This is a genomic window from Paraburkholderia sp. J69-1, from assembly GCF_905220255.1.
Taxonomy (GTDB): domain Bacteria; phylum Pseudomonadota; class Gammaproteobacteria; order Burkholderiales; family Burkholderiaceae; genus Paraburkholderia.
Window position 1 is genome coordinate 15,762 of the sequence record NZ_CAJMZG010000025.1, and the last position, 12,606, is coordinate 28,367.

General features: G+C 64.1%; 12 protein-coding genes and 1 tRNA gene. 8 read left to right on the top strand and 5 right to left on the bottom strand.

What is annotated here, in order from left to right; all coding sequences use genetic code 11:
* The first annotated feature begins 3 nt into the window (after nucleotides 1-3).
* The 4 genes from U5A67_RS33635 to U5A67_RS33650 all read left to right on the top strand — a co-directional run bounded on the left by U5A67_RS33635 (nucleotide 4) and on the right by U5A67_RS33650 (nucleotide 2,209).
* Entirely contained in the window at nucleotides 4-831 is an 828-nt protein-coding gene (locus U5A67_RS33635; RefSeq protein ID WP_205984166.1) for a class I SAM-dependent methyltransferase, read from the top strand.
* A complete protein-coding gene (gene rnhA, locus U5A67_RS33640) occupies nucleotides 828-1,277 on the top strand; it encodes a ribonuclease HI (RefSeq protein ID WP_205984167.1) in 450 nt (149 codons plus the stop codon). Before U5A67_RS33635 ends, rnhA begins: the two co-directional genes overlap by 4 nt.
* Before the next feature lie 61 nt (nucleotides 1,278-1,338).
* On the top strand, nucleotides 1,339-2,085 hold the full coding sequence (gene dnaQ / locus U5A67_RS33645) for a DNA polymerase III subunit epsilon (RefSeq protein WP_205984168.1): 747 nt from the start codon (nucleotides 1,339-1,341) through the stop codon (nucleotides 2,083-2,085).
* 49 nt (nucleotides 2,086-2,134) lie between these two features.
* Nucleotides 2,135-2,209: transfer RNA gene (locus U5A67_RS33650), tRNA-Val, on the top strand.
* Between the two features lie 102 nt (nucleotides 2,210-2,311).
* On the opposite strand, the gene U5A67_RS33655 is transcribed toward U5A67_RS33650, so the two are convergent.
* From U5A67_RS33655 to U5A67_RS33665, 3 genes are all read right to left on the bottom strand, one after another.
* A complete protein-coding gene (locus tag U5A67_RS33655; RefSeq protein ID WP_321817735.1) occupies nucleotides 2,312-2,776 on the bottom strand; it encodes a DUF2214 family protein in 465 nt (154 codons plus the stop codon).
* Nucleotides 2,777-2,903: 127 nt separating this feature from the next.
* The gene (locus U5A67_RS33660; protein ID WP_321817736.1) at nucleotides 2,904-3,863 is read right to left on the bottom strand and encodes a hypothetical protein; all 960 of its coding nucleotides are present in this window, start codon (nucleotides 3,861-3,863) and stop codon (nucleotides 2,904-2,906) included.
* 236 nt (nucleotides 3,864-4,099) lie between these two features.
* A complete protein-coding gene (locus U5A67_RS33665) occupies nucleotides 4,100-5,164 on the bottom strand; it encodes a glycosyltransferase family 4 protein (protein WP_205984171.1) in 1,065 nt (354 codons plus the stop codon).
* A gap of 726 nt (nucleotides 5,165-5,890) precedes the next feature.
* Here U5A67_RS33665 and U5A67_RS33670 point away from each other — a divergent pair.
* The gene (locus U5A67_RS33670) at nucleotides 5,891-7,726 is read left to right on the top strand and encodes an ABC transporter ATP-binding protein (RefSeq protein WP_205984172.1); all 1,836 of its coding nucleotides are present in this window, start codon (nucleotides 5,891-5,893) and stop codon (nucleotides 7,724-7,726) included.
* Nucleotides 7,727-7,813: 87 nt separating this feature from the next.
* Here U5A67_RS33670 and otsA read toward each other — a convergent pair whose 3' ends face one another.
* Nucleotides 7,814-9,202 carry an alpha,alpha-trehalose-phosphate synthase (UDP-forming) gene (gene otsA / locus U5A67_RS33675; RefSeq protein ID WP_205984173.1) on the bottom strand — a complete coding sequence of 463 codons (1,389 nt, stop codon included), beginning with the start codon at nucleotides 9,200-9,202 and terminating at the stop codon, nucleotides 7,814-7,816.
* A gap of 140 nt (nucleotides 9,203-9,342) precedes the next feature.
* Entirely contained in the window at nucleotides 9,343-10,089 is a 747-nt protein-coding gene (gene otsB, locus U5A67_RS33680; RefSeq protein WP_321817737.1) for a trehalose-phosphatase, read from the bottom strand.
* Nucleotides 10,090-10,567: 478 nt separating this feature from the next.
* On the opposite strand from otsB, the gene U5A67_RS33685 reads away from it, so the two are divergent.
* The 3 genes from U5A67_RS33685 to U5A67_RS33695 are packed head-to-tail and all read left to right on the top strand — an operon-like array spanning nucleotide 10,568 to nucleotide 12,606.
* Nucleotides 10,568-11,140: an SCO family protein gene (locus U5A67_RS33685; protein WP_321817785.1), complete on the top strand. Its 573-nt coding sequence runs from the start codon at nucleotides 10,568-10,570 to the stop codon at nucleotides 11,138-11,140.
* Between the two features lie 60 nt (nucleotides 11,141-11,200).
* Entirely contained in the window at nucleotides 11,201-11,662 is a 462-nt protein-coding gene (locus tag U5A67_RS33690) for a copper chaperone PCu(A)C (RefSeq protein ID WP_205984175.1), read from the top strand.
* Between the two features lie 44 nt (nucleotides 11,663-11,706).
* On the top strand, nucleotides 11,707-12,606 hold the full coding sequence (locus U5A67_RS33695) for a cytochrome c oxidase assembly protein (protein ID WP_321817738.1): 900 nt from the start codon (nucleotides 11,707-11,709) through the stop codon (nucleotides 12,604-12,606).

Consider the following 12,606-nt stretch of genomic DNA (forward strand, 5'->3'; position numbering starts at 1 on the left):
TTCTTGGACAAGTCTGACCGAACGATTATAGACTGGCCCGCCTGGACCGCTTCGCCGGCCGGCAGGTACGTGCTGGAGTGGGAGCAGGAACAGCTCGACCGGATGGTGTCGAACGTGTTCGGCTACCATGCGCTCCAGCTTGGCCTGCCGCAACTCGACGCGCTGCGCGAAAACCGCATGACGTATCGCGGCCTCGTGCTCGACGCCGCCAGCGCGGCCAGCGCGCCCTACACACTGCCCGGTGCGCAGCCGTCGCGCGCGCCCGAACTGCATACGCCGGACGGCCGCAGCACGGTCTGGTGCGATCATCTCGATCTGCCGTTCGAAGCGCAAAGCGTCGATCTGATCGTCATGCCGCACACGCTCGAATTCACGAGCGACCCGCACCGCCTGCTGCGCGAAGCGGAACGCGTGCTGATGCCCGAAGGTCAACTGGTGATCGTCGGCTTCAATTCGCTGTCGCTGTGGGGCGCACGGCAGTCGGCGGGCAAGCTCACGGGGCATCCGTTTTTGCCCACGCAACAGGACCTGATCGCGTTCACGCGCCTGAAGGACTGGATCAAACTGCTCGGTTTCGAGCTCGAACGCGGCCGTTTTGGCTGCTACCGGCCGCCGCTTTCCACGGACAAGTGGCTCGGCCGTTATGAATTCATGGAGGCCGCCGGCGACCGCTGGTGGGCGATCTTCGGCGCGGTCTATATGGTCACGGCGATCAAGCGCGTGCGCGGCATGCGGCTCGTCGGCCCGCTGAAGGTCAAGAAACCCGTGCTGGCGCCGAGCCTGAAGGCCGCAGCCACCACGCCCTCCCCTACACGCAACAAGGACTCATGAGCACACCCGATTTCGTCGAAATCTTCTCCGACGGCGCCTGCAAGGGCAATCCCGGCCCCGGCGGCTGGGGCGCGCTGCTGCGCTTCGGCACGCAGGAAAAGGAACTGTTCGGCGGCGAGCACGGCACGACCAACAACCGCATGGAACTGATGGGCGTGATCGCCGCGCTCGAGGCGCTCAAGCGTCCGTGCAAGGTGATCGTGCACACCGACTCGCAATATGTGCAGAAAGGCATCAGCGAGTGGATTCACGGCTGGAAGAAGAAGAACTGGATGACGGCGGCGAAAACACCGGTCAAGAACGACGATCTGTGGAAGCGGCTCGACGCGCTCGTCGCGCAGCATCAGGTCGAATGGCGCTGGGTCAAAGGCCACGCCGGGCATCCTGAAAACGAACGCGCCGACGCGCTCGCCAACCGCGGCGTCGCCACGCTCAACGAACATTGAGCCGGGCCGCAGCCCGCGCTCGATCAAGAATCACGCTTCATAGCATTACGCCCGATACGCCATGCGCCAGATCATTCTCGACACCGAAACCACCGGCCTGAACCCTCGCACGGGCGACCGCCTCATTGAAATCGGCTGCGTCGAACTGCTGAACCGCCGGCTCACCGGCAACAACCTGCACTTCTACGTGAACCCGGAACGCGACAGCGATCCTGGCGCACTGGCGGTGCACGGCCTGACGACCGAGTTTCTCGCCGACAAACCGAAGTTCGCCGAAGTCGCCAACGAGATTCTCGACTTCATTCGCGACGCGGAACTCATCATTCACAACGCGCCGTTCGACATCGGCTTTCTGGATGCGGAGCTCGCGCTCGTCGGCAAGCCGCCGCTCAAGGAGCATTGCGGCAACGTGATCGACACGCTGGTGCAGGCCAAGCAGATGTTCCCGGGCAAGCGCAATTCGCTCGACGCGCTGTGCGACCGCTTCGGCATCAGCAACGCGCACCGTACGCTGCACGGCGCACTGCTCGACTCGGAACTGCTCGCCGAAGTCTATCTCGCGATGACGCGCGGCCAGGAAAGCCTCGTGATCGATATGTCGAGTGCAGCGGAAACCGCAGGCGAAGTCGCGACAACGCGCGTGAAGTTCGATACACTCGCGCTCCCCGTGATTGCGGCGAGCGCCGACGAGCTGGACGCACACAATGCGCTGCTCGATGGTCTCGATAAAGCGGTCAAGGGCACGTCGGTCTGGCGTACCGAACCGGCGCCCGCAGAAGAAATTTCAGCGACTACGCAAAATACTTAAAAAAGGGCTTTACAAGATTGAAAATGCCCGGCATAATTTCAATCTCTTCGGGTGGTTAGCTCAGCGGTAGAGCACTGCCTTCACACGGCAGGGGTCACTGGTTCGATCCCAGTACTACCCACCAGGATTCTGGTGTTGGTAAAGACAAGCACCGAAGATAAAAAGCCCCGTTGCGCAAGCAACGGGGCTTTTTTCATTGGCGCGCGCAAAACGTTGTCGGCACACGCTACTCGCCCACCGTCTCCACGCCGATGCCACGCGCCATTCCGGTCGCTGCGAACACCATCACCACCAGCAGCAACGTCTGCCAGCGGCCGATGCGCGCGTACTTCGGCGCGGCGGTCAGATCGGGCACATCGCCGCGACTCACCGCCGTACGCCAGCGCACCAGCGCCCGCATCGGCATGATTTCCAGCAGCAGGATCAACACGAGCGCGCCCATCTTCAAATGGAACAGCGGTTCGTGCAGATAGTATTCGGCGCCCTTCTCGAAGCCGCCGAATGCGCGCGCCGCGCCGGTGAGGATCAGCACGACGGCCGAAGCGCCCCAGCCGTTATCGGCGCTGAAAATCATCGGCAGATCTTCGGTTGAGGTGCAGCGGCGCAGCCCGCGCGTGCGCCGCAGAATCGAGGCGAGCGCGAAGCCGAAGGCAAGCAGGTGAATGGCGGCAAGCAACCAGCGGATCAGCATGGCGACTCCTTCGAGATCACGACGGGATCGGCAAGCATGCGCGAAGTGCGATCGATCCGAACTTCAGATACGAATCAGATGCGGACTTCGCGCAGGAACAGCTCGTGATGCAGTGCGGCCAGGCTGACTAGCCGGCAGTGAACGCCGCCTGTTGCAAGGCGGTGTCGAGCGCGCGTGCCGCCTCGCGGTCGCTCACGCTGGCAAGACGCACGCGGAAAACGAGCTGACGGTTATGCCCCGCCGCTGCGGGCGAATCCCACAGCAATTCGATTTTCGGCCGACGTTCGCGAATCTGCGTGTGCGTTGCCGCACGCGCCGCAACGACGGGCACGAGACTCGTGCCGGTTGACGCTGGCCGTGCAGGCGAATCGGTTGCGTGCGCATCGACCACGACCGGCGTATCGACCACGACATCGGCAACATCGGCAACATCGGCGAGCGGCGCAACGGGCATGATCGGTGCAACCTGCTGGCTCACCGCCGCCGCGCCCTGCTCGCCCGACGGCCAGCGCACCGACAACTCGCGCGCATCGTATTGCCCGAGCTTGCGGCTTTCGAGCCAGACGACCGTGGTGCGCGTTGCCGCATCGATCGACACCGCATAGCGGCCGATCGCGAAACGGCGTGCCGCGATGTTGGTGCGCCAGAGCGCGCGCGGCCGGCAGATCCACACGACCGCCGCATAGAGCGCAGGCGCCACCACCAGCCAGCCATTGGTTTCCGCCACCGCATGCACGGCGCGCCGCCAGCCGGCGAACCACGTGAACGCGCCGATCGACCAGAGCGCGAACAGGCAGCCGAGCAGACCGAAGCAGCGCAGCGCCTGACGCAGCCACTGCGGCAGCGGATGGAACGGCCGCTCGACGCGCGCCTTCGCGCCCGGCAGCACGATCAGCAGAAACAGAAAGACGAGATTCAGACACGCCGCCGGCGACGACGCCATGGCTTCGAGCGAGGTGAGGAAATGCTCCATCTCGCCCATCGAATGCAGCCAGCGCGCGAGAATGACGAGGCCGATCGCGCGCAGCGCGAAGAGCGTGCCGGCACCGGGAACGGTAGCCGCGCGCGTCGGACGGGGTCTCGCCAAGGTACTTCTCCTGATGTCGCTTAGGTCTTGCGCTGTTTTCATGAACTAGCCGCGGTTTTGCGCGGAACGGCCATTATAGGGACATTGCCTCGCCGCCTCACGCTCGCCGCCGCATACGGTGGACCGCCTGCAGTCGTGTCTTGAGGTAGCGCAGATACGACAACGCCCCCGTGCACGGGCACAGGGGCGTTGATGCGACGCTGGACGCGCAGCGCGCGTCCAGAACAGCTTACGGCTTAGCTTGCGTTGACTTCGCGCAGCACGGTGCGGCGCTTCTGGCGCAGCATTTCTTCGTACACGGCGACGTAGTTGCGCGCCATCACCTTCGACGAGAAGCGATCTTCGAACGCCTTGCGCACGCCGGCGCGCGACAGCGACGACAGACGCTTGACCGCTGCGACTGCGCTGATTTCGTCTTCGACGACAAAACCCGACACGCCGTTTTCGATGACTTCGGGCACCGAGCCGCGCTTGAACGCGATCACCGGCGTACCGCAGGCCATCGCTTCGATCATGACGAGACCGAAGGGCTCCGGCCAGTCGATCGGGAACACCAGCGCGTGCGCGTTGCCGAGGAATTCACGCTTTTCGTGCTCGCCGATTTCGCCGATGTACTCGACGTGCGACTGCGCCATCAGCGGCTTGATGACTTCTTCGTAGTAAGCGCGGTCGGCCTTGTCGATCTTCGCGGCAACCTTGAGCTTCATGCCTGCCTGACCGGCGATGCGGATCGCCTTGTCCAGCCCCTTCTCCGGCGACACACGGCCGAGGAAAGCGAGGTAGCCCGGCTCGACGTTGTCGATCGGACGCAGCACGTCTTCCGGCAGGCCGTGATAGACGGTCTGCTGCCAGTTGGCTTGCTGCAGCGGCAGGCGCTGGTTGTCCGAAATCGACACAACCGGCACATCGCTGAATGCGTTGAAGATCGGCTGCAGTTCCGGCAGGTCGAGACGGCCGTGCATCGTCGTGACGAACGGCACTTCCTGACGCTGGAACAGCGAGAACGGGTAGTAATCGATGTGGAAATGCAGCACGTCGAATTCGTCCGCGCGGCGGCGCACTTCTTCGAGCAGCAGCATGTGCGGAGCCATCACGTCGCGAATCGTGGGGTCGAGGCGCAGAGCCTGCGGCCAGAACGCTTCGAGCTTCGCCGAGGTAATCGAATCGCCGCTTGCGAACAGCGTAACGTCATGACCCTGTTCGACCAGCGCTTCGGTCAGGTAGGAGACCACCCGTTCCGTGCCGCCGTACAGCTTGGGAGGAACCGCCTCGTGCAACGGAGCGATTTGAGCGATTCGCATAGTGGTGAACTCCTTCCTCGTAATAAATCGGGCTAAGTACTACAAATTTGACAATCGACCTTGCGTGCTGCGGCAGGCTTGCCGCGCGCCTCACCAGGCGTTCTTACCGCTAACCGCGCCGGATAGCCCGGCACACAGACCGACGCAGTTGTACACGCAGTTGTACAGTGTGTTATTGACACACGCGGCGGCTCAGGCGGTAAACGCGCAGGGTTCGCGGTCGTTGACAAGAAAGCTGTCAAATTCCCTACGCTATTCGAGACGGCATTATCCGGGCTTGCGCCCGCCACCGGCTAGAACATTTCAAAGTCTTTACGTTGTTACAAACCAGAAACACTCCGCAACCCACTGTTTTCAAAGACAGTTCTAAATTGGGGGTTCGTTTCCGGGCAGCAGGCCGTCGTCACGGTCTGCACATTTCGCGGATGGCGACGACATCAAAGTGTCAGATGCTTAAGCACACGGCCATCCTGAATGCAATCCGTAATTGTATCTCTAAAAGCGCCCTGAAAACCTGTTGAACCTCCGGCGCGACACCCTGTCGGGAAGGAACACGCTGCGCCGCCCGCTCGCGATAAGATTCGCCTCCCGTCGGGCACAGGCGATGCGTCATGCGCCACGCGTGTTTACAATGCGGGAATGCCTTCAAGGTTTTGCCGCTGGCACCTTCCTTCCTCTTTTACTACCTTGCACGGACGAAGCTCCGTCAGACCGACCACCGATCAATTGGAACATCTGACCATCGCCCAGCGTAACGCCCACAACGCAAAGCTCGCGAGCTATGCGCGGCGGCCTCTTGCGTTCCTGTTTCGCTATATCAAGCGCCATCCCTTCGCTCACGCCGTCGTACTGGCCAGTGTCTTTGCGGCCGTTGGCTGCGCGCTCGCCTCGCAGTACGCGATCAAGCATCTGATCGACGTGCTCGGCGCGGGACGGCACCATCCGGGGCCGCTGTGGACCGCCTTCGCCATCCTCGTCGGCCTGATTGCCGCCGACAACCTGCTCTGGCGGGTCGGCGGCTGGTTCGCCGCGCACACTTTCGTCGCCGTCACCGGCGACTTGAGGCGCGACCTGTTCCAGTATCTGAGCGGCCATTCACCCACCTATTACGCGGAGAAACAGCCCGGCACGCTCGCCAGCCGGATCACGGCCACCTCGAACGCCGTCTATACCGCCGAAAACACCACCGCCTGGAACGTCTTGCCGCCGTGTATCGCGGTAGCCGGCGCGATCGTCATGATCATCGCCGTCAATCCGATGATGGCGGCGGGCCTGCTGCTGTGCTCGGCGATCCTTTCGGTGATCCTGTTCAAGCTGGCCGGCCGCGGTTCGGCGCGCCATCACGCGTTCGCCTCCAAGGCGGCCGCCGTGGACGGCGAACTCGTCGATGTGATCGGCAATATGGCGCTAGTGCGCGCCTTCGGCATGACGCTGCGCGAGCAAAAGCGCTTCGGCACGACCGTCAAGGCCGAACTCGACACGCGCCGCGCCAGCCTGCTCTATCTGGAAAAGCTGCGCCTGCTGCACGCCGTCATCACGGCGATGCTGTCGGCCGGCCTGCTTGGCTGGGCGCTGTGGCTCTGGAATCAGGGCAAGGCCACGTCCGGCGACATCGTGCTGGTGAGCTCGCTCGGCTTCACGATTCTGCACGGCACGCGCGACCTCGCCGTGGCGCTGGTGGACGTGACGCAGCACGTGGCGCGTCTGGCCGAAGCCGTGCAGACGCTGCTCGAACCGCACGGCATGCCCGACCGCAACGATGCGACCGAACTGATCGCGCAAGGCGGCCGCGTGGACTTCGAAGGCGTGACCTTCGCCTATCCGCACCGCAAGCCGATTCTCGATCACTTCGATCTGAACATTCAGGCTGGCCAGCGCGTGGGCCTGATCGGCAAGTCGGGCGCGGGCAAGACCACCGTGCTCGCGCTGCTGCAGCGCTTCTACGAGACCCAGGGCGGCGCGATCAAGATCGACGGGCAGGACATCGCCCACGTCACGCAGGACAGCCTGCGCCACGCCATCGCGCTGGTGCCGCAGGACATTTCGCTGCTGCACCGCTCGATCTACGAGAACATCGCCTACGGCCGTCCCGAGGCGAGCCGCGAAGAAGTCATGGCGGCCGCCCGCGAGGCACGCTGCGCCGACTTCATCGAAGCGATGCCCGAAGGCTACGACACGATCGTCGGCGACCGGGGCGTGAAGCTCTCGGGCGGCCAGCGTCAGCGCATTGCCATCGCCCGCGCGATTCTCAAGAATTCGCCGATCCTGCTGCTCGACGAAGCCACCTCGGCGCTCGACAGCGCGTCCGAAGAAGCGATCCAGCAGGCGCTCGACCGCCTGATGGTGGGTCGCACCGTGATCGCCATCGCGCACCGGCTCTCTACGCTGAACAACTTCGACCGCATCATCGTGATGAGCACGGGCAAGGTGATCGACGACGGCAGCCCGGAAGAGCTGCGCAATCGTCCGGGCCTGTATCGCGACCTGCTCGCCAAGCAGTACGGCAAGCACTCGACGCTGCATCTGGGCAGCAAGAAGAGCGACGAGAAACACGTCGCCTGAGCGCGACGCCCTTCCCGCTCCGCAAAAGAAAAAGCCGCTTCGTCATGAAGCGGCTTTTTTATTTCCAGCGTCGGCCGATGTGCAAACTTATGCCGTGCGTCCCGTCAGATCGCGCATGAAGCGGTCGCGCCAGACCGAGACATTGTTCTCGCGCAGTTGCACCATCATGTCGTTGTAGCGCGCGAGGCGTTCGGCCAGCGGCATCGCCAGAGCGGTGGCGAGCGCATCGGCCATTCCGTCGATATCGAGCGGATTGACGATCAGCGCACCCGACAACTCCTGCGCCGCGCCCGCAAAGCGCGACAGCACCAGCACGCCAGGATTTTCCGGGTCCTGCGCGGAGACATATTCCTTCGCCACGAGATTCATGCCGTCACGCAATGGCGTGACGTAGCCCACGTGCGACGCGCGGAACAGCGCCGCCAGCACCGCGCGCTCGTACTGTCGATGGATGTACCAGATCGGCGTCCAGTCGAGTTCGGCGAAACGGCCGTTGATGCGGCCCGACTCCGCTTCCAGGCGCAGACGGATGTCCTGATACGCATGCAGATCGGCGCGCGTGGGCGGCGCGATCTGCACGAACGAGACCTTGTTGCGCTGCGCCGTCGAATGTTCGAGCAGACGCTCGAACGCGCGAAAACGCTCGACCAGCCCCTTCGAGTAATCGAGCCGGTCCACGCTCATGATCACCTTGCGGCCATGCAGCGTGGACTTCAGCGTGCGCACCGGCTTGCCGCGCTCGCCCGCCTTGGCGAGTTCGGCGACTTCGTCCGGATAGACGCCGATCGGATAGTCGTTCGCGTAGAGCGTCTTGCCGAAGGCATCGATGCGCGTGCGGCCGTCCTCGCCCTTTTCGACCGTGCCGCCCGCCTCGTTGACGATGTAGTCGCAAAACGCGCGCACGTCGGGCCGGGTCTGGAAGCCGAGCAGATCGAACGAGCACAGCGCGTCCACCAGTTCGCGATGCGGCGGCACCGCCAGAAGCACCTGCGAAGCCGGAAACGGAATGTGCAGGAAGAAGCCGATGCGGTTCTTCACGCCCGCCGCGCGCAGCGCCTTGGCAAACGGAATCAGGTGATAGTCGTGGACCCAGATGACGTCGTCGTCCTGCAGCAGCGGCACGAGCTGCTGCGCGAGCCACGCGTTGACGCGGCAATAGCCTTCGTATTCGTGGCGGTCGTACTGGAGCAGATCGGCGCGATAGTGGAACGCCGGCCAGAGCGTGGCATTCGAGAAGCCGCGGTAGTACTGGTCGTAGTCGCGACGCAGCAGGCCGATGGTCGCGAAGGTCACCGGACCGCGCTCTTCGAGCTGGATCTGCGGCTGGCCCGAGGAGAGCACTTCGCCGCTCCAGCCGAACCACATGCCGCCGGTTTCCTTGAGCGCGTCGTACACGCCGACCGCGAGACCGCCGGCGGCCGGGCCGCCTTCGGAGATCGGCGCGACCCGGTTCGACACGATGATGAGTCGGCTCATGAATTACAGATTCCGTGCTGGATTGAGACAGGACGTGCCCGTGCGGGCGATGCTGGCACGGGCGCGAGGACCGTGAACGTCGTCAGGGTCGCGAAAAATACTGGCTGGGGTATGGGCATCAGGCGGACATCGGGCGCGCATCAGGCGCCAAGCTCCGCGAGCCACGCCAGCAACGCTTCGACCGATTCGACACGCGTGCGCGCGATGGTTTCGCCGCCGCCGACCTTGATCGACAGCCCGCCCACTTCGTTGACCACGGCGAAGCCTTTTTCGTCGGTGAGATCGTCGCCGGCGAACACCGGCGTGCGGCCCGCGAACGGCGGCTCGTTCAAGAAGGCGCGCAGCGCGCGGCCTTTATCGACGTCCTTGGGCTTGATCTCGTAGACCATCTTGCCGGGCTGCAGCACGTAGGCCGCGGCAAATTCGGCCGCGAGCCTTTCGGTGGCCTCGCGCGCCGTGGCTTCGTGCTCGGGCGCGTTGCGATAGTGCAGCGCGAGCGCCGCGCCCTTGATCTCCAGCAGCATGCCCGGATGCCTGCGCACGACTTCCGCCAGCACCTGCTCCATGTGCAAAAGACGCTCGTCGTTGAAGCCGACGCGCTGGGTGTCGCCATTGGCGTCGCGACGCTCGGCGCCATGCAGACCGGCGATCGGCAGATCGGGCATGCGCAGAAAATCGTCGATGCTGTCGATGCCGCGACCGGACACGATCGCCACCGCGCCGTGCGTCGCGCGCCGCAGATCGCCCAGCAGCGCGAGCATGTCGGGGCGCACGAGCACGCCGTCGGGCGTGGGCGCGAGATCGACGAGCGTGCCGTCGAAGTCGAAGAAAAATGCCGTCTTGTCGAACGGCAATTCAACCGGAAGTTCTTGCGCAGGTTCTTGCATTACGTTCGTTTCGTCCCTCGGCACGTCGGCCGGGTAAGCGTGAGGCGCACTGGCGCCCGCCGGGCAGAGTGTGCGCATCTTACCGCGCCTCACTTCAATTTTCGAGAAAGTAAGCCTATAGGGCCGTTTTTGGGGCCTAACCGGGGCTAACCACGCCCATTTGAGCCGGTTTCGGCATCCGGCTTCTGGCCACCGCTTCTGTCGATTTTGACGCCGATACACCGCGCGGCCATTGATGCGACAAATTGCCCCTAAACCTGGTCATAACAGCCTGTCTGCGACTGCCTGTGCCCAATTTTGCTACAGTCCACCGACATGCCGCAGCCAGCCGCGCTGCCTGGCCAAGAATTCGAGCCCATTCGAGCCGCCGAGACAGCCCTTGCTTGCCACCGTTGCCGTGTTGCCATTCCAGCGCTTTATCCGCTGCCTGCGCCTTCTCCGCCAGCGGATCGGGGCTGGCATCGGCGCCTGGCTCGCGGTGATCGCCGGCACAACGCTGCTGCTGGGCGCCTGCTCGCAGCCCGCCGCACCCTGGCAGCTCACCAATGTCAGCGGCCATCTGCCCGACCTCGACTTCACGCTCACCGCCGACAACGGCCAGCCGATGCGCGCCGCCAATCTGCATGGCAACACCACGCTCGTCTATTTCGGCTACACGCATTGTCCCGATGTCTGCCCGGAAACCATGGCGCGGCTGATGCAGGTACTAGCAAAACTCGGCCCCGACGCGCAGCACGTGCGCATTCTCTTTATCAGCGTCGATCCGGCGCGCGACACGCCGCAGGCGCTGCACGCCTATGTGGGCGCGTTCGATGCGCAGCACGCGCTGGGTCTGACCGGCAGCGACGCGCAGGTCGAATCGCTCGCGAAGCGCTACCGCGTGGCCTATCAGATGGAGAAACGCGATCCCGACGGCAGTTATGAAGTCACGCACAGCTCGGCCGTCTATGTGTTCGACGCGCAAGGCCGCGCACGCCTGCTGGCCACCGACAAGGACACGCCGGACGCCATCGCGCATGATGTGCGTCGCGTGATCGACGCCGCGAGCTGAGCGCTTCACAGCACGCTTTAACCGAAACGATTTCCCGCACCACCCGCAACAGGAACTGCCATGACGATGAAACTGAAATCCCTCACAGCCTCGCTCGGCTGCGCCCTCGCCTGCACGTTCGCCGCTTTCGCGCCTTCGGCCCAGGCGGCTGGCGCGGCGCTCAGCGCGCAGAACGCGTGGGTCCGCTGGCTGCCGAACGATCTGCCGGCCGCGGGCTACGTGACGCTGAAGAACGACGGCGATCAGCCAGTCGATCTCGTCGATGTGTCGAGCGACGACTACGGCATGGTGATGCTGCATCAGACCGTGTCGAACGGCTCGACGCAGAAGATGGTGATGGTGCACAAGGCGACGGTGCCCGCGCACGGCACGCTCGCGATCGCACCGGGCGGCTATCACCTGATGCTGGAGCACGCGAAGCACAAGGTTGCGCCGGGCGATACGGTGCATCTGAAGCTGCAATTCTCGGATGGCGCGACGCTCGACACGCCGTTCGCAGTGAAGCCGCCGTCGCAGCAGTAAGCGAATCGGCGCACGCGCGATGAACCCGCACGCATGAAAACGCGATGAACCTGCTCTACTGGCTCGATCCCTGGGAGCCGTCGCCCACGGTCGTGATCGCCATCGCCGTGGCGGCGATCCTCTTCGTGCGCGGCCAGCGTCACGCGCGCGTTACGCTCGCGCGGCGCATTGCGTTCTGGTTCGGCCTGAGCGCGCTGTATATCGCGCTGCACACGCGGCTCGATTATTTTTTCGAGCATGAGTTCTTCATGCACCGCGCGCAGCATCTCGTGCTGCATCACCTCGGGCCGTTCTTTATCGCGCTGTCCTATCCGGGCGCGGCGCTACGCGCGGGCATTCCGTTCCGATGGCGGCAGCGCTTCGTGCGCCCCGCTCTCGCGGCGCGGCCAGTGCGCATGGTGCTCGACATCGTCATGCATCCGGTCGTGGCCGTGACGCTCTTTGTCGGGCTGATTTATTTCTGGCTGCTCTCGCCGATCCACTTCATCGCGATGCTCGACTGGCGTCTGTATCGCGTCATGAACTGGAGCATGGTGATCGACGGGCTGCTGTTCTGGTGGCTCGTGCTCGACCCGCGGCCCGCGCCGCCCGCGCGGCTGGCGCCTGGCAAGCGCGTGCTGGTGGTGATCGCGGCGATTCCGCCGCAGATCGTGCTCGGCGCGTTTATCTTTTTTACTTCGCACGAGCTATATCCGATCTACTCGATCTGCGGACGCGCCTTCACCTGGCTTTCGCCTATGCGCGATCAACAGATTGGCGGACTGCTGCTGTGGATTCCTGGCTCGATGATGAGCGTGATCGGCGCGCTGCTCGCGCTGCGTCACTGGATGCGGCTTTCCGCGCGTGGACGCCTCAAGCGCGTTCAACGCGCTCAACGCGTCCAACCCGCCAGCGACCCGCGCCGGGACGCCTCAACGGCCACGCAGGCAGAACAACGCAGCTAG